Source organism: Spirosoma areae, assembly GCF_054781775.1.
The window spans coordinates 308257-332266 of the sequence record NZ_BAAGTT010000052.1 but is presented as its reverse complement, the minus strand read 5'-3'; the positions used below and the strand labels follow the sequence as shown (position 1 = coordinate 332266).

Here is a 24010-nt window from a genome sequence, read left to right as displayed (position 1 = left end):
AACCGCAACGGTGGCCCGGCTGAAACTTTCCGGGGTCTGTGAAGACACAGACCCCGGAAAAGAGGTCATGGTTTCAAGTTTATGGTGTTTGGCTGTTTAGGTTGACTGACGCAAAAATCACTCATAGATCAACCAACCTAAACCTTCAAACAATGATTTCTCCGGCTCAAACTACAAACTCATTTCCACCGGCTTCGGGCCAGAATCATCTCTTTCCCTGATTCAGCATGATTAATTCGATGCAGAAATGTTTCGGGCGTCTCGATCAGTGTCTGTATCTGCAACCAATCGCACCAGTGGCTTTCGGCCCGGTAAACTAAATCAATTTCGGTTAATTCCCGCGTTTCCAGTGTCTCTTTATCAATAGCTTCGAGTAGCCACTGCACGTAGGCCACATTATTGACGTGCTGATTCTGGTCGATGCTGAACCAGCCCACTTCCACCGTTTTCTCCTGAGCAGAAACGAACGGTGTTGCCTGAAAGTCGGGTTTGAGCGATAGTTTGGGCAGTGGTTCAGGGCCGGATGGGGGTGTTAAGGTCCGAATGAACTCCGGCACAGGTACCATGGCCCGTTTTTCGATGCTGAAAACAAGCCATGTGCTCGACGCATCGGCCAGCAGTGTTCCATTTTCGCTTAGAACCTGAAAATCGCGGTAGACAAAAAATCGCTCAACGGCAGTTGGGTACGTCGTCAACCGGATTGTCTGGCCATAGCGTGGATATTGGTGTATTCGCAGCCGAAAGCGTATCAGCATCCAGCCAAAGCCCTGCTGGGCCAGATCAGCGATGCCGATGCCGTAGTCGATCACATTGCGGTTGGCCGACTCCTGCATCATGTTCATCAGGGCCGGAATACTCATCCGCCCAAAAGCATCGCACTCGTAGCCGCGCAGGGTAAACGAGTCAGTTTGAATAAAAGCCATGCTGTAAAGGTAATACGAAGTTTGAATGACCCCTTACTCTGTTACAATATTGGTATATGTGTCTACTTTTTGGGTGATTTCATCCGTATAAATGGTGATTTAAGACAATTTAGCCCAAAAGTACTTGCTCCCTAAGCGGCTAAGCCACTAATTAGCCTGTCTAATTAAAGAAGTTACATAGTGCCGTATCTGTCAACGAACGATGGAACAACCACATCCTTTTCCGAACAGTCACGATCGACTGTCTAAAGGCTGCCCATTGAATCAAATGCTTTTCGACTTAACTCCGTGTGAGTGGAAAATTCTTCTCCATGTAGCCGACGATCTGACAACCGCTGAGATCGCTGAAAAATTTTGTCTAACGTCAAAAAGCGTTGAAAACTATCGAACCCGGATTGGTGGTAAACTGAATTTGCAGGGCAGGCACAAACTGGCAAGGTTTGCCCGCAAACACGCTACTGAACTACGCCAGTGGTATGAACGCCAATCTAAAAAGTTACCCCCCCCGAAATAAAGTTACAAGTAGATTAGTAATCAGGACAATTGAAAATGTCAATAACCGAATAAGCGGCCACTGGTACATTAACTGAGGGGTTTTCCCTCTTTCGCAGCGTATATCGACGCAATACCTTTGACACAGAAAAAGCCCCACGACAGTTTGGCGACCAGACGCAGGGCTTTGAGCAGTTCAATGTTTCACCATTAAACCTTTTACAAAGATGAAAAAGATTTTGTATGCGGCAGGAGTTTTTGTTGTAGCTATAGTTTTATTTTTTTCATGCACTAATGAAAATAGCGTTGTCACGCCAGTAAGCTCTGATATAAACAAAGCATTGAGAGTGGGCACTGACAATGAAAGAATCAAAGAACTTTTGGACAAAACGGCTCTGGCCGTAGCGAAGGCTGTTCAAAAGCAATCTCTTCGGGACGCAATAAAGGCTAAAGCTATGCTCAAGGCAGATGGGGACTTTGATGTATTTTATGGAAGCTTTTCAAAAGAAAAAACTAAAGATGGTAAAACTGTTCACGAAGAACTTAAAGCCTTTGGAGTCACTGATAACATATTGAGTTCGCTTCCTACTTTCCAGTTATCAGTCCCTGTCAATTGTGAGGATTGGAATACAAAAGAGCACACGCCATTGGTGGCTTTTGTTTCACCAGATGATGATGAAAAAGGCCTAATAAAGGCGTATGATAAAGATGGTAAAGTTCATTTACTATCTGCTACAGAAGAGCCGAAGGAACCGGTTATTGTTGTAAGTCTGAGCGAACGGTTTGATGAATCGGGTAAAAGTAAGTACAAACCTAACAACACGAAAGGGGCGCGGACAGCAAACAGTATGGAATATATGGAGGGATTCGCATTCGGTGACCATCTGGGTGATTTTGAAAGCTGGGCAAGGGGCGGGCCTGAAGTTTTTTTAACTATTGCTGGTGTACGAAACGGAGCTGTTGTCAATCCTATATGGCGTGGTACTGGCTGGTATCCCAATAGGAACCAATGCTCTGGTGGATGGTGGTATGTGCCAGATACGTTTACGTTCACTTGGACAGAAGATTACGGAATGTATTTGTCTTACGTATGGATTGAAGAGGACGAGGGTGATATAGAAAGTATCCCTATTTCTGTGAGTTGGGCTCCTGTTACTGGAGGTGGTAATATAACCCAGTTTTCAACAACAATTCCAAAGCATAATAATGATGATGAACTGGGTGTCTATACTATCTATAGAAACGAGCCCAGTCATGATATAGCGTATGGTTCTGCTTTTCAATTCAGAGTACGTTTTTAGTAGACGTCTGGATGGTGGTTCAGTAGATGAGCCACCTTTTTTTTCACTCAAAGGGTTTAAACTGACTTACTCAAATGAAAAAACTTGTTTTTATTCTGGCATTGCTAGCCAACAGCTACTTAGCTGCCTGTCAAAACAATGTTCGTAGTGGTGTCAAAGCCGGCATTACCTACATTTTGTTTGGTCGTGGCGATCTAAGCGGATTCAACTACTACAATGAATATAACCGGAAATTTAACCGATTCCTGACGTTTGCGCCATCTTTACACGTTGGCTACGGGTCAAAAATGACTCTGCTTAGTGGCGCCGATGGATTTAACCAGGAATTACGTTTTACAAAGGTTTCTTTTGCGCTGGATGCCAATCTTTTCGTTTCCCCAATGCGATTTGAGCGAAATAAAATCAGACTAGGCGTAGGGCCATCCATCCGCTTCTTCTCCGATTCTTTTCCTAGCTCCTATGGTCTTCATGCGGTAGATAGCCCAGGCCTACCAGGATTTACTTATGCATTACTTCCAATTGTCTACAGCCGCCCTCAGAATTACTGGACTATAGGCTATACCGTGGTTCTGGAAGGGGAGTTAACCGTAAGTTCTCGATGGATTACAGGAGCAAGAGGGTCTTTTCAAAATTATCAGAGCGGAGAAACCGCAACAAACGTAGGCTTCAACATAGGCTATCGCTTCTAAAACCTCTATAGCCAGTAAATAACGCTGGATAAAATTCTAACAAAACTCCCCCGCTGCGGTAGCCGCAGCGGGGGAGTTTTTTGTGATAGTCGAAAAGAAAGAACGGCAGCGAATCTACGACTGCGAGGTCGGTACTGCGTTTTCTTTGGTGCCGTAGCGCTTGCGGAACTTGTCTACGCGGCCAGCCGTATCGAGCAGTACGTTCTTGCCCGTATAGAACGGGTGCGACTGCGAGCTTACTTCAATCTTCACGAGCGGATAGGTCTGTCCTTCAAACTCGATGGTTTCTCTGGTTTGAACTGTTGAGCGCGTCAGAAATTTATAGTCGCTCGACAGGTCGTGGAATACCACGTCGCGGTAGTCCGGGTGAATGCCCTTTTTCATGATGAATCTCAGTTTCTTGTCATCTTCTCGGTTTCCGACCGAAAAGGATTGCAAAGGTACGGCGTTGCCAGCGGATTGCAAAGCCTTTTTGCCGGTTCTTTTATGACCTGATTATGAACCGGATAAAGTAGTACCGTTACCTAATTATGGGGATTAAATAGGGCTGGCATTAACTTCTTGGTTTACTATTCTTCTTATATTTAATGCCATTACGCGGCCTCCTCCGGTTCGCCCGGCTGATTTTGGCGCTAAAAGTCCAAGTGTAAATACGCTCTTTTTTATTTTTTAGAATAGCTCTCCGGTGGAGTATTGTTAAGTCGCTAAGGCTTAGGCATAACAATTTCTTAACCTGCCCGGCAGAGTTGGACGTTTCAGGGATTTGCCCGGTCACCCGAACCTTTGGCGTTGCTTTTCCGTCTATTTCAAGAGAACTTTAGAACTTTATCCTGCTGCAGCTTTCGTATAAAGCTGTAACTGAAGTAATTTGGTTACATTTGATTTCGTAATCAGTAAAATAGAAATAAATTCCCTTCTGAATAAAGCCAGCACAGCGGCTATGGTCTCCTGTAGTATTCACATTCCCCAAAATAACTAACCCAAAACACGTATGTACGTAATCAAACGCGATGGTCGCCGGGAGTCCGTCAAATTCGACAAAATCACCGCTCGAATCGAAAAACTGTGCTACGGTCTTGACCCAGCCTATGTGCAACCCGTTGAGGTGGCGGTAAAAGTGGTAAGTGGCCTGTACGATGGCGTTAAAACCACTGAACTTGACAACTTAGCCGCCGAAACAGCCGCTTCGATGACCACCAAACACCCCGACTACGCCATTCTGGCCGCACGGGTTGCCATCTCGAACCTACACAAAGAGACGAACAAGTCGTTTTCCGGCACGATCAAGAAATTGTACCATTACGAAGACCCGAAAACTGGTGAAAATGCATCGCTGATTTCGCGGGAGGTGTACGAGGTGGTGCGTCAACACGCAGCCCTGCTCGATTCGACGATTATTTATGACCGGGATTATGGCTATGATTACTTCGGCTACAAAACCCTCGAAAAGTCGTATCTGCTGAAGTTGGACGGCCGCATTGCCGAACGTCCGCAGCACATGCTGATGCGGGTGGCCGTCGGAATTCACATGGAAGACATCGACGCGGCCGTTGAGACGTATAATCTGCTGTCGGAAAAGTGGTTCACCCACGCCACACCGACGCTGTTCAACGCCGGAACGCCCAAGCCGCAGATGTCGAGCTGTTTCCTGCTGACGATGAAAGACGATTCCATCGACGGGATTTACGACACGCTGAAACAAACCGCCAAAATTTCACAGTCGGCGGGGGGAATCGGCCTGAGCATCCACAACGTTCGGGCAACGGGAACCTACATCAAAGGCACCAATGGAACATCGAACGGGATTGTGCCGATGCTGCGCGTGTTCAACGACACGGCCCGCTATGTGGATCAGGGCGGGGGCAAGCGCAAAGGCTCGTTTGCCATTTACTTAGAACCCTGGCACGCCGATATTTTTGATTTCTTAGACCTGAAAAAGAACTCTGGTAAAGAGGAGGGCCGCGCCCGCGATTTGTTCTACGCCCTCTGGACGCCCGATTTGTTTATGAAGCGCGTGGAAGATGACGATGTCTGGTCGCTGTTCTGTCCGCACGAGTGCCCCGGCTTAGCCGATTGCTACGGTGATGAATTCGAGGCTTTATACACTCGCTATGAGCGCGAAGGCCGCGCCCGCCGGACGGTGAAAGCGCAGGAACTGTGGTTCAAGATTCTGGAATCGCAGACCGAAACGGGCACGCCCTACATGCTGTATAAGGATGCCGCCAACAAGAAATCGAACCAGAAGAACCTCGGCACTATCAAATCGAGCAACCTCTGCACCGAAATTATCGAGTACACGGCCCCCGATGAGATAGCGGTCTGTAACCTGGCGTCGCTTGCCCTGCCGAAGTTCATCAAACGCGGTGAGGATGGCATGATGCGGTTCGACCACCAGAAGCTGTACGAAGTGACCAAAACGGCCACCCGCAACCTCAACAAAATCATCGACATCAACTATTATCCGGTTGAGGAAGCCCGTCGGAGCAACATGCGTCACCGGCCCATTGGCTTAGGTGTGCAGGGGCTGGCCGATGCGTTTATCATGTTGCGGATGCCGTTTGAGTCGGAGGAAGCGCGTCGGCTAAATGAAGATATTTTTGAGACAATTTACTTTGGCGCTATGACTTCCTCAATGGAGCAGGCGAAAGAATCCGGCCCCTACGAAACCTGGAAAGGCTCGCCCATTTCGGAAGGCCAGTTCCAGTTCGATATGTGGGGGGTTACGCCAAAATCAAACCGCTGGGATTGGGAAAGCCTGCGGAAGGAGGTGGTGGAACATGGCGTCAGGAACTCGCTGCTGCTGGCCCCTATGCCCACCGCGTCGACCTCGCAGATCTTGGGTAACAACGAGTGCTTTGAGCCGTACACGAGCAACATCTACACCCGGCGCGTGCTGTCGGGCGAGTTTGTCGTGGTGAACAAGCACCTGCTCAAAGACCTCGTGAAACTGGGCCTGTGGAACGACACGATGAAGAACAACCTGATTCGGGCTAATGGCTCGGTGCAGGCGATTCCAACTATTCCGCAGAACATCAAAGACCTCTACAAAACGGTTTGGGAGATTAAGCAGAAGCACATCATCGACATGGCCGCCGACCGGGGCGCGTACATCTGCCAGTCGCAGTCGCTTAACATCCACATTCAGGACTCGAACTTCGGCAAGCTGACGTCCATGCACTTCTACGCCTGGAAAGCAGGCCTGAAAACGGGCATGTATTACCTCCGCACGAAGGCCGCTTCCGACGCGATTCAGTTTACGGTGGAGCCACAGGCCGAACCCCAGCTACAACCGGTCATGGCCGAAACCATCGCCGTCGAGAAACCCCTCGACTACGTGCAGTACGCCAAAGACAACGCCACCAACGCCCAGCCCATCCCTGTCCCGATGGTAACGGAGTTGGAACAGCAGTATGCCGCCATGACCTGCTCGCTGGATGACCCGGAAGGGTGCGAGATGTGTGGGAGTTAACGGAGTTTCGCGTTTAAGGTTTCAGGGTTTCGCTCCCGGCTGTGGTGACATGGCCGGGAGTGTTGTTTTAGTACTCGCCGTAATGAAGTTAACCCATGCAGTTAGAGAAGTGAAGGTTTAGAGCGTCATCAGAGCATACTGGCTATATGTTTGTCAGTGTTGGCGAGCGGGGTAATAGTATCAATGCTGCATCAGGCTAAACTGGCCGGGTCGCTTTGATCGATCTTGCCCCGGTTGGCGTTGATAGGATTCCCAACGCGTTTTTCTAACTGGCGGTGCAGCTTGCCCACTACATGATGGATCAGCGCATACCAGTTGTCGCCCAAGTCATTGGCAAAAACGTCGTTGCCGGGTAGGCCATAGTTAATGTCGACGTGTAGGTTGTTGGTTTGCTGGTTGGGTTCCATTTTCAGATACACGTCAGCCGGAATGACATCGCCCTTGTAGAAACGCCGAAGCTTAGTGAGGGCGTCCAATACCGCAGTACCGCTCCGATAAACTCACCCTAAAACGGCCAACTGACAAGGACTGGTCGACTCAAATAAGCGTTTATTCAATACGCCCGCACTAGCCAACATTGTTGAGCAGAACTAACCGCTCTTACCCAACATACCGGCGCAACAGGCTGATAACGACCGCTCCCCGATAACACTCGGTTTGGTAGCTTCTTTAACCAGTACAGTAGCCCTACCGTCGTCAGGGCGATCAACGCAGTAGGCACATCGACCAATTGCCAACGCGCCAGCACAAACATGGCCCCGGCAATGGCCCAATGTCGGCTACCGTAACACCATCAACAAATGCCTTCACGCCCGGATGTTTACCTCAGCGTTTGAAGTAGGGGATGGGCAATATGGCTAACCGAACAGCAATGGGACAATAGCTAAGCCGCTGCCAAACACAAACGCGCCCGCTTTAGCAAACAACAGGGACAGTTTCCAGAGTACTGAGTCAGTTGGGAGTGCTGACTGCCGGGAATTTTGTTTTCACTTCCATGATGCGTTCTGAGTAAGGATCGGTTAAGATTCAGGAATCAGTCAGTATAATCGGTACATCTTTGCCGAAGCTCTCGCGTAGCGCAACACGGGCCGCGTGATAGCCACACATCCCATGCACTCCCCCGCCCGGTGGCGTAGCTGACGAACAAATAAAAATACCCGGCGCTCCGGTTTTGTAAGGCGATAGGCTCAGCGTTGGGCGGGTGTATAGCTGCCGCCAGTCGAGGATACCCCCGTTGATGTCGCCCCCGACGTAGTTGGGATTCCAGTCTTCAATCTGAGCCGTATTCATGGTATGGCGGGCCAGAATCCGGTCGTGAAAACCCGGCGCGAATCGCTCCACCTGCCGTTCGATGCGTTCGGTCATATCCACCGTCGAACCGTTGGGTACATGGCAATAGGCCCAGCCGGTATGTTTGCCGACGGGGGCACGGGAAGGGTCGAAGCGGCTTTGCTGGGCCAGCAGCACATAAGGCCGGTCGGAGTGTTGCCCGTCATACGTTTGCTGTTCAGCCGAAACGATTTCTTCGAGTGTCCCACCGAGGTGAACCGTACCAGCCCGGTGGCAGTCAGCGTTCTGGAAGGGAATCGGCCCGTCGAGTGCCCAGTCTATCTTGAAAATACCGGGACCATAGCGATAGGTTTCCAGTTGCTTTCGATATAGGTACGAAAAGCGGTCGCCTACGATGCTCAGGAGTTGTTTGGGGGTTAAATCGAACAGCACCGTCCGCGCTTTGGGCAGGTCGGCTAACGAGCGCACGGGCCGGTCCACCTCAATCACTCCACCCAGCGATTGGAAATAGGAAGCCAGGGCGTCGGCAATAGCCTGAGAACCTCCCTTCGGCAGCGGCCAGCCCCGGTAGTGACCTGCCGCCATCAGCACCAGCGCAATGGCCGAGGTGGTCAGGTTGGTGAGCGGCTGAATGGCGTGAGCGGCCATGCCCGCCAGCAAGCCCCGCACTTCGGGGGTTTGAAATCGTTTCGCTAACTGGGTAGCGGGCAGCACGGCATCCAGCCCAAAGCGGGCCATATCGAGCGGATGGTTTGGAACGCGTAACGGCCCCAGTATATCGACGGCTAAGGTAGGCCAATGCTGCACGACGGAATCTATAAGTTGGCGGTACGGCTGTTCATCGACGCCGAGCAACCGGGCTGTTTCGTCCACCGACCCCACGAGCAGGGCTGCCCGGCCACCGTCGAAGGGATGCGCGGCTGCTACAGGCGGATAAATCCACGCTAAACCGTGTTCGGCCAAAGGCAGACTCTGGAACAGGGGCGAAGCAGCCGCCAGCGGGTGAATGGCTGAACCGATGTCATGCACGAAGCCGGGCAGGGTCAGTTCTGCCGAACGGGTGCCGCCCCCAATGGTCGGACGAGCTTCCAGCACCACCACCGACAGGCCCGCCCGCGCCAGCACAATGGCCGCACTCAGGCCGTTTGGCCCGGAGCCGACGATTACCGCGTCGTATTGTTTTTCAGGTCCGTTCACCGTCAGTTTTCAGGTTTGTTGAGTACACGTCCGTCGGGTTTAATTTGCCAGACCGTAATAGGATTAAAATGGTAGCCGCCCGTATCGGCTCCCCGCGCGTCAATCAGTTGGGCAAATGTTGGCTGAATATAACCCGTATCATCGGTAACACGACTCATGAGTTGGGTTTTGGCTAACTAAACTGCAATCTACTCATAGGTGCCCGCTTTGAGTGTGCTTTCCGACAGGGCGTACTTGCGGTCGTAGCGGTCGAGCACCACGTAAATCGAATCTTTCTGTTCGTTGATACCTCGCAGAATGACCTGATTGCCGCCATCCAGGGCGGTGTAGCGTAGAATCATCCGGTTTCGTTTGGTCGGTTTCGATTCGGCCTTTATCCCTTTCGTGCGCCGGACCGACCGGGCAATGGGGTCAATCTTCGGGTCTTCAGGGCCGATAATCGCCAGCGCTTCTTTCGGAATGAATGTCACCGCTTCGATAGAATCCTGACGGGCCTGTGCATTGTCATTCTTTTTCCGGCTTTTGTTCACACCATTCCTACCGGTTCCGTTTCCTCCCATGTCCTGATTATTGACTAAGAACTCCCGGTTTTCAGCGTTGCGGGCACCCCGGTTTTTATCCTGCAAATACAGTACATGATGCAGTGTGTCGGCATCGTAATAGAATACCCGCTGCCCACCGGCAACACCCGTCAGTTCAAACGTCCGGTTGATATCGCGCATGGGTGCTCCGCCCCCGTTGGAGAGGTCGAGTTCAACGGGTTTGGCGGTTTTAAACGTCAGCGTCGTCCAGTTTTCGAAGGTGGCTTCCTGCCAGCGCACCGAGTCGGTTGGCGAATAGGGAAGTTCTTTTCCATTAAGCCGAAATTCCGTTACGGCGTAATTCCCCCGCAGTTCTTTTAGTCCCTTTTGCGCCGGTTGCTTGTAGGGGTCGTACCGGAAATTGATGTATTGGAGCCAGAACAGGAACACTAAGAAAATACCAATAGTCGCCGTTTTCAGCCCGATACGAACGGATTGCTGCCAGCCTGTGAATACCGGCGCGAAGTAGTTGGGAATCGTTGGCCGCTCCCGAATGAGGAGGTTATAAATGTCTTTGATATAGTAGATGAGCAGAAAACCGGCCAGCAGCACGAAGTACGAACTGTAGCCATGAACGCCCCCGTCGTAGGCAAAGTTGACATAAACAATATCGGCTAATGCCCCGAACAGCAGCATCGCACCCCAGAACGTAGTGACCCGGAAAAATAGCAGGGCACCCGCCAGCACCTCGACTACGCCCGTGAACACTTCATACCAGGGCGCAATGCCAATCGACAGCCAGTATATTTTCTGGGCGGTCAGGTCGCCGAAATTCGTGTTTAGCACCCCCAGCGATGGGTAAGGTAACTGCGTCGGCATGAGTTTGGTAAACCCGAAACCGATAATGCCGATGCCCGCCCGATACCTCACCACCACCCGAAGCCAATAATACAACAGGGTATAATTCGGGGCTTCTTTCTTCCGAAGTCTGGCAACAGCCGTCCACAGTAACCCGACGACAGCAGCAAAAATCAGCGTAATAATCCACGTAGCGTACCCGTTCAGCGTACTACCGAAGAGCTTATTGCCAAAAATGGTCAGCCCGGAACCGAAGCGGGCCACGTCGTAGAGGTCGCGGTAATGCAGGTGCAGCCAGTTGAACGCCAGAATTTCTTTGTACCAGTCGGGGCTGTTGGGCAGCGACATACTGATGAAAAACACAAACGCAATACGGAATAGTATTTTCTGACCGTCTGTCCATACTGACCGTTGTCCGATGGGAGGCTGCTGAGTTGTAGACGGCGTTGGATTGGCTGCGTTCTGTTGAGTAGCTGACTGTGTATTGGCCCGTTCTTCGGGCGCTACCAGCCCTAAGTCAACGCGTTCGGGAGTGATGTTTGAGGTTGCCATTGTTCAGAAGAGGTTATAGTTTGAGCGACCCGCGCCGACCAGCCTTAGCGGCTTCGTCAATCAGGTATTTTTTATTAATCTTGTCCAGTACAGCATACACCGAGACCCGGTTTTGGTCCACGCCCGCCAGAATAATCCGGCTGTTACCTGCCTTTCTGTAAGTCAGTTGCAGCGTTTCGGCGGGCTGATTTGGGTTCGCATTCGTGAGCGTCAGCCGTTTGCCCGCCGGTTCCACCGTGTAGCGGTAATACTGCCGTCCCTGCGACCCGGCCAGTTCATAATCCCGCTCAACATCAGCAGCAGGCAGTTCTTCAACAGATGTATTGACGAGTTTTACCGGACGATTCGACCGGATGCTGATGGTGTTCCAGGTTTCAAATACCACGTCCTGCCAGCGAATGGGCGGTCCGTCGTCACGGTCTGTTTTGGAATAAGGAATCGTTTTACCACCCAGCCGAAACTCACTAACAGTATACAGCCCGGCCACGCCCGGTAAACCCGGTGTTTGCGGAAACCGAATGGGGCCTTTTCGGTAGGTTTGGGCGGTTGTAAACCAGTATAAAACGATGGCAAGGAGAATAAACGCACCCTTGAGCGCCAGTCGGCCGTAGCGTTGCCATTGTTGCCCAAAAACAGGCTGAAAACGATTGGGTGCAGCGGGTAATTCGAGCGACAGCAGCCGGAACAACCGGACCGCATCGAAGGCAAAAAGCACCAGCGCAAACGTAATTAACAGGCCGCTATAGACGTACTCTCCGCCTTCGTAGGCCAGATTCGAGAAGAAGACATTCCCCAGAAACGGCAACAGAATCAGGGTGCCGAGAGTGGCCGTTTTGCGGTGCAGCAGCAACAGTCCGCCCAGCAATTCGACCCCGCCCAGAAACGATTCATAGGAAGGCACGATACCCAGCGAGAGCGAAAACAGTTTCCAGGCCGTGAAGTCGCCGTAAGCCGTATTCAGGTTGCTGATGGATGGCAACGGAGCCTGCAACGGAAACAGTTTAATGAACCCATAAGCAATCACGCCCAACGCCAGCCGATACCGAAGCACAACCCGAAGCCAGTAATATAGGGCTGGATAATTCGTGTGCTTATCCTCGCGCCGTGACCAGATGATTGTGCCAATGGCCGCAATCAGCAGCACAATGCCCCAGTTGGCAAAGGTATCGGCCGACCCGAAAAAGCGGGGAGCGTAGCGCGACAAGTTGAACAGGTAGCGCGTGTAGTCGAAGGCGACCCCGGCCCCATTAACGTCAACCAGATTCTTGAAAAATTGCCCGTCGATGGGCAGAGCCTGAATCAGAAAATAGAGAAAGACGAACCGGAAAATGGTTTTTTCGGCGGGTGTCCAGTCTTCGGTCCGTTCGATAGCGGGACGCGTCCGGCTCTCCCAGGCGGGGTGTACATCCGTTTGGTCGGCTCCCCATTCGGCACCAACCAGTTCATGCGTATGTTTGCTCATGGTTTATCGGTTTGAGAAAAGTTGAAAAAAGGAACCAAAGAGTCGGTTCAGTGTGGTTTAGTAGCCAGGGTTTTGGGTAAGCACCGGGTCAGACAGGAGTTGCTGCACCGGAATAGGCAGCACATACCGATTAGGGTCCGTTACGTTCAGTACGTCTTTGGCCCGACCTGTCCGCACGAGGTCGAACCAGCGGTGCGGCTCCAGCGCGAACTCAACCCGCCGTTCGTTTTCAACCGCCAGCAATACCGCGTCTTTGGTGGCAGTAGTGGTTAGTGCAGTTAGGGCAGTCAGTCCCGCCCGGTCGCGCACAGCGTTGATGTCGGTGAGGGACTCAGGCAACTTGTCCTGCTGGGCGCGGGCTTCGGCCCGAATCAGGTAGGCTTCGGCAATGCGGAAAATATACGACGGGTCAGAAGCCGGATTGCGGTAATACAGGTTTCCGTACCAGCGGTTCTGGTTGTCTTTCGCTACCAGAACTGAACGATTGCCCCCGACGGATGGACTGTTCAGTAAGGCTACCAATGCGTCGTTGGGTGCCCATTGGCGGGTGCCGCCGGTGGTTTGGGGTTGCCACTGATTCCGGTGGCCGTTTACCTCGGTCGTGCCGTTGTAAAACAGCTCGAAAACCGACTCCGCTGTGCCCCGCGCATCATTCTGAAAAAACGCACTGAACGGTTTGACGAGTTTGTAATTAACCGCGTCGCTGATGAGCCGGGTTGCGTAGTCTTCGGCTTTGGCGTAGTCTTTCTGATACAGATAATAACGGGCTTTGAGGGCGAATACCGTCTTCTGCGTCACCCGGTTGCGGTCGATAGTTGCCGGTAAAAGCGGTTCGGCGGCTTCGAGGTCTTTGATAACCTGGGCGTAGGTTTCGGCCTGACTGCTGCGTTTAATGCCCACATTATCAGTCGGCTTAACCGTTGGACTGGTAATCAGCGGCACTCCGCCAAACGTGCGGGCCAGGTCGAAATACGCCAACGCCTGTAGGGTGTACGCTTCGCCGAGGTACTGATTTTTCAGGGCGGTTGTCAGGGCTGGGTCGGTTACAGCAGGCACTTTCGCCAGCACATTGTTCGCCCGGTTGATGGTCCGGTAAATCGCAATCCAGACGGCGGCAATGGTTGCGTTATCGGCATTGACTTTGTGGTTGATAAACTCCTGCACCTGCGACTGTGAGCCGGTCCACTGAATATTATCGCCCGACAAATAGCCGATGGATTGGAAACTCGTGCCGTAGTAATCACTACTGGCTAAAGCACTATACACCCCGCGCAGAGCCGTCAGCGCCGAATTCTGGTCGGTAATTGTCACGGCATCGGAGATGGACTCCAGCGGTTTTACGTCTAAAAAGTTCTGGCAACTGCTAACCGTTAGCAGCAGGAATAGCGAAAAAATGGATTGTTTCAGATTCATTGTTTGGTAGGTTTATCAATGGGGTCAGCCGGGTCTTTCAGTGGGGTCAGGTTCTAAAACCTGACCAGCGAGGTTTCTTAAAACCTTATTAGAAACTATGCACGAGGTTTTAAGAAACCTCGCTGTGTCGGTTAGAAGTAACCGACATCACAAAAACGGATTTGCCACCACAGCAATAGTTTTGGCTTACAACGTCAGACTAATACCGCCCTGAATACCAATCGGTTGCGGGGGTGTACCGAGGTCGATGCCCTGGGCGTTGGGGTCGCTGCTGGCGCTCGATTCGGGGTCGAGGCCGGTGTACTTCGTCAGTAGCCAGAGGTTGGTGCCCACCGCATACACCCGCAGGCCCTGAATGCCAATCCTATGGGTCAGTCCTTTGGGCAGCGTGTAGCCAATGGTGAGCGATTTTAAGCGCAGAAAGGAGCCATCTTCGAGCCAGCGGCTGCCGCCATCGCGGTAGTTGTTAACGTTGATACCGTCGGGTCGCGGCACGTCGGTGATGTCGCCGGGTTTCTGCCAGCGGGCCAGATTCGACGCAAAAATGATGCGGGCCGCATCACGCGCACCCCCACCTTCCCCGAAGAATCTGTTGTGGTTGTAGATTTTGTTGCCGTACTGATACGCGAAAAACAGGTTCACGTCGAAGCCCCGGTACGTCAGGGTGTTGGTCAGGCCCCCGAAGAATTTAGGCCAGATGCTGCCCACCAACTGCCGGTCGTCCACGGTGATTTTCCCGTCTTTGTTGACATCCTCATACACGACGTTGCCTGTTTGCGGGTCCACGTAAAGCTGTTTGTAAACCCAGAAGGAGTAGAGGGGCGTACCCTGCTGCTGAAGAATCAAATCCCGGCTGCCATAGCGAAGCGGGGTAGCTAATTTCTCGATGCGGTTGACGCTCCGGGCGATGTTAAAGCTGGTGCTCCAGGTCAGCCGACCCGTCGGACCGTCCCCCCGCTGTATATTGACCGTGTTCAGCCCAAATTCAAAGCCTTTATTACTGATTTCAGCCGCATTGCTCCAGTAGCTGCTGAAGCCGGTTGTGCCGGGCAGGGCCAGTTGCAGCAGGCCATTGGTGGTGTATTTATTGTAGACATTAACCTCAACACTAACCCGGTCGTTAAACAGCGATACATCGGCTCCCACGTTAAGTTGCCGGGTGCGTTCCCATTGCAAATCGGGGTTGCCAAGCTGCTGCGGAGATATACCCGGATTGCCTTGGTAGCCTGTACCGCCCATCCACAGCCCCTGAGCCGCGAAATTGCCAATGCCGTTCTGGTTGCCCGTTACGCCCCAACTGGCCCGCAATTTCAGGTCGCTGATGATGCGGTTGCTGCGTAAAAAATCCTCCTGCTTTACGCGCCAGGCCGCTCCCACCGACGGAAAATACCCCCATTTGCGCGACGAGCCAAACCGCGACGAACCATCGGCCCGCACACTGGCGTCGATGAGATACTTACCGGCGAAATTGTAATCGACTTTGCCGAAAAATGAGGCCAGCGTACTCTTCGACCAGTTTTGCGTGCTGGCCGTGGTGGATGCCGACGAAATCTGGGTGAAGGAATTATTCGGAAATCCCCGGCCTTCGGCGTAGGTACGGGTCAGGTTATCGCTCTGGAGCGTATTTCCCAGCAATACGCCGAATGAGTGACTCGAGCCAATCCGTTTGCGGTAGGTCAATGTCTGCTCATTGAGCCAGGTCGTGTACTGACTGACGCTCGACGTAGCAAACCCGTTCGGGCTGCCCGCGATGAGCAGTGAATTCCAGTACTCCGACTCGTTGTAGTTGTTGTAGTCAAGACCAAAGCTGGTGCGGAATTTCAGCCCCGGCAGCAGTTGGGCATCGGCATACAGATTGCCGATGTAGCGCAGACTGGTGGTGTTAACGGCGTAGTTATCAAGGAGCAGCGTCAGGTTATCGAAGCCTGCCCGACCCACCAGTACGCCCTGCTCATTGACGGGCGAGAGGTACGTTGGTGTATGCAGAGCCGCCTGCAACAGCCCCCCGGCCGGGCCATCGCCCGCCCGCGCCTGATTGCGGTACGTGCGCGTGAACGTGTTGCTCACACCCACCTGAATATTATCGTTTACCTGCTGGTCGAGGTTAACTTTGAAGCTGGCCCGATTGAACGTAACCGGCTTAATAATCGCTTCCTGGGTGTTGTAGCCTCCGCCGATGTAGTATTTTGTCGTCTGGGTGCCGCCCGTCAGCGAGAGGTCGTAGTTGCGGAGTTGGGCCGTGCGGAACAGTTCGCTCAGGCGGTCATAGGTCTGCTGCTCTTCGGGCAGGCCACGACCCCCTTCCGAAACAGGCCGGAACGGGCGATTCTCGACCGTGCGTTTCAGGGTTGGGTCGTCTTTTCCGGTGTTAACCCACCACTCATTGACTAACGTAGCATGTTCGGGGCCGGTGGTCAAATCCCAGAGCTTAGCGGCTTTCGCGGCCCCGGCTGATGCGTTCAGACTAATGGTCGGTTTTTGCCCGAACGAACCGCGTTTGGTGGTAATAATCACCACCCCATTGGCCCCCCGCGAACCGTATAAGGCCGTCGCTTCGGCATCTTTCAGCACGTCGATGCGCTCGATGTCGGATGGATTAATGTCGGCAATGGGGGACGTTGCTTTCCCGCCCGTGCCGATGGTTTGCAGGCTGTTGTTGTTGATAAACACGCCATCGACCACGTAGAGCGGGTCATTGCTGGCATTGAGGGAGGTGGCGCCCCGCACCCGGATGTTCACCCGCTCGCCCGGAACGCCCGTCGCACTCGAAATCTGGACTCCCGGAATTTTGCCCTGCAACTGTGCATCGACACTCCCGACCGGAATATTCTTCGTATCGGCGGGGTCAATTTTGGTGAGCGACCCAATCAGGTTCCTGCGTTCGACGGTGCCGTAACCGACGACGGCCACTTCGGAGAGTTGTTTGGCATCGGCAGTCAGGTCAATGTTAATCGTGCTCCCTTCGGCAACGACTTCCTTCGATTGATAGCCGATGAAACTGACCACTAACGTGAACGGAAGTCTCTGACCGGTTTTGAGCACAAACCGGCCTTTCACATCCGCCGTGCCGCCGTTGGTGCGGTCCGGCGTTCCGGTTCCTTTAATCAGAACCGTAGCCCCAATCAGGGGTTCTTTCGTCCGCCCATCGGTTATGCGCCCGGAAATGGTGGCGTTGATGATGGGTTCATTTGGCTGAGCCTGTATTAAAAAAGGAATAAATAGGCTTAATCCCCACAGGAGCCAAGCGAGGCCCGGTAGCATTTTTTTCATTACTTTGCAATGGTTACGTGAGAAATGAGACAAGCCAATGCGTGTTAGTAGCACGCAGGGGCCTTAGTAATCGCTTCGGCGGTTTCTGTTTTGTTGTAACTACCCGGAACGGCGGCAACCGTTCCGGTTTTTTGTTTTAAACCAGTAGTCAGTTATCGCTGACAGCAGAGTACCGCCCGAAAGTTTGTCAGTCGTATTCGGTTAACTTCATCAGCTTATAGGGTTAAAAAAGAGGAATGAATTAAGTACTCAGAAAAATTTATTGTCCACAGAGCCACAGAGAACACTGATTTTTAGGCAATTGACTTTAAGTAACAGGGCTTTCTTCTAAAAATTTAGTTACACCAGCAGACGTGCATCTGTGTGGTGTCGGTTTCTTAAAACCGACACATTCGCGTCAGCAATCGTGTCGGTTTTGAGAAACCGACACCACACAGACAACGCCTATTTGACTGACTACCAAAGGTTTAATTTGTACAAGAAAGCCCTGCTTTAAATAATTATTTCTTTGTGGCCTCTGTGTCGCAACGGCGGACCACTCTGTGGACAATAATATAATCCGGTTGTGCTCAATTACTTTTCGGGTTAGGCCCTTAGCAACCAGCGTAGTCAGTCTTGAATGCGTTTGGCAAAGCGGTGATAAAACGGGGTTTTGCTGGCCGCATCTTTGGGTTGATAATCGCCGGTGATAATGGGAATGTACATGACCCGTCGCCGACTGGCCGCGCCCACATAGGGCGATTGTTCGACCCGGTGCCATAAGCTGCCGTTATGAATCGTCAAATCGCCCGCTTCAATATCAAAGCCTACTTCGCGTGGGTCGGGGCGATGGTCGATGAACTGCCGTTTGCGGAAGAGCGTCAGTAACGTGTTTTGCCGGTGCGTACCGGGCAGCACCCGCAGGCCACCATTCCGTTGCGGACAGTCGTCTAAGTGCAGTCCAACATTGAGCATAGGGCGAATCCGGTGGCCCATAAAGAGGTCACGCGGGCTGTCGGTATGCCAGCCCATTCTTGAAAAGTTTGATTCGGGCGTGCGAACGTAATGGTTGACGACCAAACCGTCTTTTTCTTCGGGGCTGATGCGGCCTTCGTAGGGAGCCAGCAACTGGGTCAGCGTCTGGATGCGCTCGTCTTTCAGAAACGCATCCAGCACCGGGCTGAACAGCGACGTAAAGGCGAACCGCTGCACAATCCGCCGACCGGTTTCGTCGTGTCCGAATTTTATAGGTGTCCCATTGATTTTAAGACCGCTCCGGCGGCCCGGTTTTTCGGCAAACCAAAGCGACTCGATGCGTTGAATCTCGTACAGAAACGTTTGTACCGTTGAGCGGTCAACGAAGTTTTTTACATGAAGAAACCCGTTATGCGTAAAGAAGTCCAGTTGGTCGGTGGTGAGGACGCGGGTAAGCGGGGAGGCAATATCGGTGATGTTCATGATTAGCTATGGAAATGCGGATGCTGAAGCGTTTGGCGGATACTAACCAGGCCTGGAACGGCCCGTAGCTGGCGGTCGATGATAGACATTTGCCCTTCATCCTGTACCTGCACCGTGAGCCGACCATCGACCCGAATGCCGTCGCCCTCGAACGAAAGGCCCATAATCCGGCAATGCTCATGCTGGGGAATGGCGTTCGCCACGTCGCCCACGAAGTTCAGGCGGTCGAAGCCGATAATCTGATACACGGTTTGCCGGTACGTTGATGAAGCGGTGGCGGGTATCATGAATACAGCTCGTTTATGACGTCCGTTTGTTGGGTAAACCCCTCAAAATCTTCATCTAAGAAATGGTACTGAATCCGGCGAAAGCGGTCGATAACATACATTGCCGGAACGTACACATCCTCCGAAATGCCCGACACGCGGTCCCAGATGGGGTCGGTTTCTGAATACACGCCAAACCGACGAGCCACCGCGTTATCCGTATCGTGGGCAATAAGCATGTCTGAGAAGTTCGCCTGTTTCGGTAGGTACTTAGGATTTTCATTGGAGAACACCACCAATTGCCCACCCGCTGCCCGAACACCTTCTGCTAACTTCGTTAACGCCGTCAGAAATGGTCGGGCGTAGCCACCCCAGCAGGGGCAATAAAAACTGACCACCACCGGCCCCTGCGCCAGCAAGTCGGGCAGATTGAGCGACTGCCCGGTTTGCCTCGCCATAAACAGCGATGCCTGCCAGGAATCCGTCGTTCCGATTAAAGAGAAAAAAGGAGCCAGTTCACCCGTAAGCAGGGGCCGTACCCGTTCGATGGGCTGGCGGTCTTTAACAACTACCCCGCGTATGTCGCCCCATTCGTTAACCAGTTCTAATGTCATTGTATTGGTTGTTTAGAAAGTCCGTAAAGAAACCCGAAGTAATAGCGTTGAATCCTGGATTGATATGCCCACCAGGATAGCCCACCGATGTAGGCCAGAATAATCAGTATGGGACTGCCCGTAACGGCGTAGAGCACGGCCCACAGGACCACTAACCGGGCCAGTTCGAGGTGCAGCACCCACCGGCGCTGCTCCAGAATGGCTCCGCAGTTGATGAGTGTCAGCAGAATAAAGACGGCCAACAACCCCTGCTCCAGGCCGGGCACGTATGCTTCACCCAGCAACAGCGCAAACAAAAGCACGAGCACCCCGGCCATTTGGCCAGTTACATAACCCCGAAATCGGGTTTTTGGCGTTGCCTGACGGGAATCCGCCGGGCTACTGTCGGGTAAAAAGCGGGTCGCCAGGTGGTCCCGGATGTCGCCATCGACCCGGTCGGGTCGGCCAAAGACTAAGCGTATTTTCGCCCATAAGCCCGGCGTTCGGCGGGTGGCTTCGGCGAGTTCGAGCAGAAAGTGAAACTGTTGCCACAGAAAACTATGGCTTCTGAGCGGTTTGGTCAGGCCATAGACCGGGGCTTCGGTTTCGGGCGCGAACGTACCGAAGAGTTTGTCCCAGATAATCAGCACATCGCCGTAATTTTTGTCCAAATACGCTGGGTTACTCGCATGGTGAACGCGGTGGTGGGAAGGCGTTACCAGCACATATTCCAGCAGGCCCAATTTGCCGATGGTACGGGTATGGATAAAAAATGGATACAGGCCATGAAAGAGCAGCAGGGTGGTAATCATGTCGGCGGGAAAGCCGATGATAGGCAGAATGGCCCAGAACCCCGTGCGAATAACGGCCTGAAACAGCGTAATTCGGGCGGAGACGGTGTAGTTGAATTCTTCGCTCTGGTGATGCACCACGTGAGCCGCCCAGAACAGATTTACTTCGTGCGCCAGCCGGTGATACCAGTACCAGACAAAGTCAGTGGCCAGAAACAGCGCCACCCAGGTCCAGACCGATGGCTGAATGGAGAGAAGCCCATAGTGCTTGTGCAGGTAGTCATAGACGCCGTAGAAAATACCAACCGTGAACAAATCCAGCAGTCGCTCGGCAATGCCCACACTGAGGTTGGCCACCGAATCATTGAAGCGGAAATACGACTTCTTCATCCAGACAGACAGACCCCATTCCAGCCCAATCAGAAGCAGGAAAAGCGGGATAGCAAGTGCAAGCCAGTAGTGGTTCATAATACTGTTAACCTATATACTTAATAGATTAATACGGAAAACAAATAAGTCAGTTAACACACCGACTTGAATTAGTCTTTTTGCCGGATTAGCACTGACTACCGGCAAAAGTGAGAAGGGAATTTGAGTTCTACAAGAAAAATATAATAAAATGAGTATCAGGTAGTTAAGTAAAAGTCTATCGACTTTGGGGAGTTTTCCTATAAAACTACTCGACTAATAGATATAATTGTCTCATTCTCAGATATTCGCACGAAACTGCTGATGACTAACAAATTGGTTGACTTGCTTTTAAGCACATTCAGCTACTACTTCGCCAAAATAGATTTTATCGATTCTCTTGCCCTGCCTGTCAGACACAATAGCTTCAACAGAATCGATAGAAACGAAAGTGGACGAGTACGAGCTATCAGGCAAGCCCGTGTTCCACGGCAAACTTCACCAGATCAGCAGGTTTGTTGATGCCAAGTTTGAGGTTTATATTATTTCGATGCGTCTTAACGGTGGCTACACTCAGAAAAAGCTTATCGGCGATTTCATCGTTCGTAAAGCTCTGCCCTACCAGACCGATAATTTCAACTTCGCGCTTAGTGAGTTGAAACTGTTTTTGAAACGAATCATCGGCGTGCTGATTCGGGGTCGTATTCTTGGTGAGTTTAGGGTCGTAGTAGCGTTTACCGGCCAGAACAGTTTCAATAGCGTTTATCACTTCGTCCACGCCGGAGTTTTTCAGGATATAGCCCGGCACACCCAGCCGCTGGCAGTCTTCGACAAACTTGCGGTCGCTATACATCGTGAGCATGATGACCCGAACGTGGGCGTAGTTTCTGAGTAACTTATCGGCCGCTTCCAGCCCGTTCAGGTGGGGCATATTGATGTCGAGCAGGACCACATCCGGCTGAAACCGATGCACGGCATCGAGTACGTCTTTCCCACTGAATACCTGACCCACAACCTGTAGATTATCTTCGGCGGAGAGCATCATTTTCATGCCGTCGTTGAAGAGTTGGTGGTCATCGGCGATAAGAATTTTTGTCAGCGTTTCCATAAAGAAGAGAGGTTTTCAGGTAAAATTATTTCAGCGCAAGTCGCTATTTTTCAGTTTGTTAACTTAGGTGTGTTTGTTGGCGCTAAACGCCGGATAGGGTATCTCGGCCAGTACCGTAACCCCATCTGGACTGACATCGGCACTGAGTTTCCCGTTGATAAAAGCCACTTTGGAATGCAGGTTATTGTATTGCGGAGGATTGGGTCCATCATCTTCAGATATCAGCACTAAACTCTCTTCGCCATACACCAATTGAAAAGTAGCCTGCGTAGCGTCTGAGTTTTTGACAATGTCGTTAAGAAGTTCGACGGCAATCCGAAAAATCTGCACTTCGGTGGCCGCATCCAGTCGACGTTCAGAACCCGCTACAATGTACTGAAACCGGATGTCGGTACTGGCCGATACCTTGTCAATCGTTTCGGCTAAGGATTTGGCCAGACCAAGCTCCGCGAAATTCTTGGGCATCAGGTTGTGCGACACCGTGCGGAGGTTATCCACCGCCCGAACCAGTAGTTGGCGGGCTTCGGTGAGCAGCGGGAATTGCTCCCGAACATCGGGTTTACGAACCACACTCGATACATACCCAATGGCGGTTGACAGCATGGCCCCTACATCGTCGTAGAGGTCTTCGGCAATGCGGCTGCGTTCAATTTCGAGGGCTTCGATAATTTTTTTTGATTGCCCCTGTTCCTGCTGATGCAGGGTTATGAGCAATTGGTCGTTTTGCTGCCGATAGGTCGTGAAACCGAAATACAACACCCCCATCGACAACACCACCAGATCGACTAAGAAATTGACCAGCACCACTTCCTCATTGGTGAACACAAGCAACGGACGACCCGCCTGCGTAAAACCGATGTTGACTAAATAGAGCAGCAGCGACAGAAACTGAACGGTAATGATGCCTGCGTAGAACAAAATAATTGGCTCCCGGTGGCGAATACGTTCGCGCAGACTCAGAATCGCTAACGGAACCACCACAACCGAAAAAATCAGGCTCAACAGCACTAATGACCGAAAATAAAAGGGTGGAACTGCCCTAAGCAGCAACAGCAGTATGGTGAGCGCCGTAAAGCTGCCGATGGTGTATTTAAAGGCATTTGCCCACCGAAACACCCGGCTGTTTTCGGCCGTCTGGCCAATAAATCGCTGCATGAAATGCACCTGAGCCAGGACAATGAGCCAGGAAGAAATGGTTTGCGGATACCAGTCGTTAAGGATTGGATAACGAGGCCAGAAATACTGAAAACTCAGGCCCGAGGCCGCGCTCAGGTGAAAGGCATACAGGCCGATAACGACCATGAACCAGCCGTATAGTGTATCAGCCGTAGCAATCCAGACCATACTGTTCAGGAGTAATAGCAGCACCGTCAGCCCGGCCAGAACGCCCCAGTGCAAATGCCGTTCCCGGTCATACTGGTTAAAGGCATTTGCCCCCCAAAGTGTCATGTGGGTATTCAGAATTTCGCCGTGTTTGGCCAGCATCACAAATACATCGGTGGGCTGTCGGGCATCGGGCAGTACGGGAAAAACCCAGTTATAGTGCGGAAATCCGCGCGAACTGAACGGCAGCGAATCGCCCGTAATTACTTGATTGATAGCCACTTTGTTCACTACCTGATGAAAACGAACCTGGTTGATACGCGGGTTGTCAATTTCCAGATAAACTAACTGATGGCTGGCGGGGGCGAGCCGGAGGTGCAGCCAATGGTTGGCCGTGGTGTAGTTTTTCAGAAACCGATTGCCGGGCAATGGGCGGAACTGTCCCTGCTCATAAAGGGATTGGATTTGTGGCAGAGTGAGCTGTCGGGTCGGGTCGGAGAAGGTGTCTATATAGCCCGTAACAGGCAACGGCTGATCCAGGTTGATGGATGCAGTTTTTTGGGCATATCCCGGAAGAACAGCCGTGGCAAGTAAAAGAAATATAGAACTAATTGACTTCAAGTAGATTATGATTTCGTCAAAAGTAG

19 protein-coding genes are annotated in these 24010 nt (G+C 52.0%); 4 read left to right on the top strand and 15 right to left on the bottom strand.

Annotated features, from left to right (window positions below):
- Positions 1 to 179: 179 nt before the first annotated feature.
- Positions 180 to 923: an acyl-[acyl-carrier-protein] thioesterase gene (locus ACYVI1_RS30285; protein ID WP_460915305.1), complete on the bottom strand. Its 744-nt coding sequence runs from the start codon at positions 921 to 923 to the stop codon at positions 180 to 182.
- Positions 924 to 1125: 202 nt separating this feature from the next.
- On the opposite strand from ACYVI1_RS30285, the gene ACYVI1_RS30280 reads away from it, so the two are divergent.
- The 3 genes from ACYVI1_RS30280 (at position 1126) to ACYVI1_RS30270 (ending at position 3405) form a co-directional block, all read left to right on the top strand.
- Positions 1126 to 1437, top strand: a complete 312-nt coding sequence (locus ACYVI1_RS30280) for a response regulator transcription factor (RefSeq protein WP_460915304.1) — start codon at positions 1126 to 1128, stop codon at positions 1435 to 1437.
- A 205-nt stretch (positions 1438 to 1642) separates the two neighbouring features.
- Positions 1643 to 2716 (top strand): DUF3103 family protein, encoded by a 1074-nt coding sequence (locus ACYVI1_RS30275; protein WP_460915303.1) that lies wholly within the window; start codon positions 1643 to 1645, stop codon positions 2714 to 2716.
- Between the two features lie 74 nt (positions 2717 to 2790).
- Positions 2791 to 3405, top strand: a complete 615-nt coding sequence (locus tag ACYVI1_RS30270; RefSeq protein ID WP_460915302.1) for a hypothetical protein — start codon at positions 2791 to 2793, stop codon at positions 3403 to 3405.
- 114 nt (positions 3406 to 3519) lie between these two features.
- Here the strand turns inward: ACYVI1_RS30270 and ACYVI1_RS30265 are convergent, their stop codons facing one another.
- Complete coding sequence (locus ACYVI1_RS30265; protein ID WP_460915300.1) at positions 3520 to 3789, bottom strand: type B 50S ribosomal protein L31; 270 nt, start codon at positions 3787 to 3789, stop codon at positions 3520 to 3522.
- Between the two features lie 607 nt (positions 3790 to 4396).
- Here ACYVI1_RS30265 and ACYVI1_RS30260 point away from each other — a divergent pair.
- Positions 4397 to 6874: a ribonucleoside-diphosphate reductase subunit alpha gene (locus tag ACYVI1_RS30260; RefSeq protein WP_460915298.1), complete on the top strand. Its 2478-nt coding sequence runs from the start codon at positions 4397 to 4399 to the stop codon at positions 6872 to 6874.
- Positions 6875 to 7065: 191 nt separating this feature from the next.
- On the opposite strand, the gene ACYVI1_RS30255 is transcribed toward ACYVI1_RS30260, so the two are convergent.
- The 13 genes from ACYVI1_RS30255 to ACYVI1_RS30195 all read right to left on the bottom strand — a co-directional run bounded on the left by ACYVI1_RS30255 (position 7066) and on the right by ACYVI1_RS30195 (position 23984).
- Positions 7066 to 7350, bottom strand: a complete 285-nt coding sequence (locus ACYVI1_RS30255) for an HPF/RaiA family ribosome-associated protein (RefSeq protein WP_460915297.1) — start codon at positions 7348 to 7350, stop codon at positions 7066 to 7068.
- A 550-nt stretch (positions 7351 to 7900) separates the two neighbouring features.
- Complete coding sequence (locus ACYVI1_RS30250; RefSeq protein WP_460915296.1) at positions 7901 to 9361, bottom strand: phytoene desaturase family protein; 1461 nt, start codon at positions 9359 to 9361, stop codon at positions 7901 to 7903.
- Between the two features lie 2 nt (positions 9362 to 9363).
- Positions 9364 to 9519, bottom strand: a complete 156-nt coding sequence (locus ACYVI1_RS30245; RefSeq protein ID WP_460915295.1) for a hypothetical protein — start codon at positions 9517 to 9519, stop codon at positions 9364 to 9366.
- Between the two features lie 30 nt (positions 9520 to 9549).
- Complete coding sequence (locus tag ACYVI1_RS30240; RefSeq protein WP_460915293.1) at positions 9550 to 11292, bottom strand: hypothetical protein; 1743 nt, start codon at positions 11290 to 11292, stop codon at positions 9550 to 9552.
- Between the two features lie 13 nt (positions 11293 to 11305).
- Positions 11306 to 12754, bottom strand: coding sequence for a DoxX family protein (locus ACYVI1_RS30235; protein WP_460915292.1), 1449 nt, complete (start codon positions 12752 to 12754; stop codon positions 11306 to 11308).
- 57 nt (positions 12755 to 12811) lie between these two features.
- Positions 12812 to 14167, bottom strand: a complete 1356-nt coding sequence (locus tag ACYVI1_RS30230; RefSeq protein WP_460915291.1) for a RagB/SusD family nutrient uptake outer membrane protein — start codon at positions 14165 to 14167, stop codon at positions 12812 to 12814.
- A 186-nt stretch (positions 14168 to 14353) separates the two neighbouring features.
- Positions 14354 to 17437: a SusC/RagA family TonB-linked outer membrane protein gene (locus ACYVI1_RS30225; protein ID WP_460915289.1), complete on the bottom strand. Its 3084-nt coding sequence runs from the start codon at positions 17435 to 17437 to the stop codon at positions 14354 to 14356.
- 609 nt (positions 17438 to 18046) lie between these two features.
- Positions 18047 to 18874, bottom strand: a complete 828-nt coding sequence (locus ACYVI1_RS30220) for a phytanoyl-CoA dioxygenase family protein (RefSeq protein WP_460915288.1) — start codon at positions 18872 to 18874, stop codon at positions 18047 to 18049.
- A gap of 2 nt (positions 18875 to 18876) precedes the next feature.
- The gene (locus tag ACYVI1_RS30215; protein ID WP_460915286.1) at positions 18877 to 19161 is read right to left on the bottom strand and encodes an ACT domain-containing protein; all 285 of its coding nucleotides are present in this window, start codon (positions 19159 to 19161) and stop codon (positions 18877 to 18879) included.
- A complete protein-coding gene (locus tag ACYVI1_RS30210; protein ID WP_460915285.1) occupies positions 19158 to 19754 on the bottom strand; it encodes a redoxin domain-containing protein in 597 nt (198 codons plus the stop codon). The genes ACYVI1_RS30215 and ACYVI1_RS30210 overlap by 4 nt, the downstream gene beginning before the upstream one ends.
- A complete protein-coding gene (locus ACYVI1_RS30205) occupies positions 19751 to 20992 on the bottom strand; it encodes a sterol desaturase family protein (RefSeq protein ID WP_460915283.1) in 1242 nt (413 codons plus the stop codon). The genes ACYVI1_RS30210 and ACYVI1_RS30205 overlap by 4 nt, the downstream gene beginning before the upstream one ends.
- A gap of 409 nt (positions 20993 to 21401) precedes the next feature.
- Positions 21402 to 22040, bottom strand: a complete 639-nt coding sequence (locus ACYVI1_RS30200) for a response regulator (protein ID WP_460915281.1) — start codon at positions 22038 to 22040, stop codon at positions 21402 to 21404.
- 63 nt (positions 22041 to 22103) lie between these two features.
- The gene (locus ACYVI1_RS30195) at positions 22104 to 23984 is read right to left on the bottom strand and encodes a sensor histidine kinase (RefSeq protein ID WP_460915279.1); all 1881 of its coding nucleotides are present in this window, start codon (positions 23982 to 23984) and stop codon (positions 22104 to 22106) included.
- Positions 23985 to 24010 lie beyond the last annotated feature (26 nt).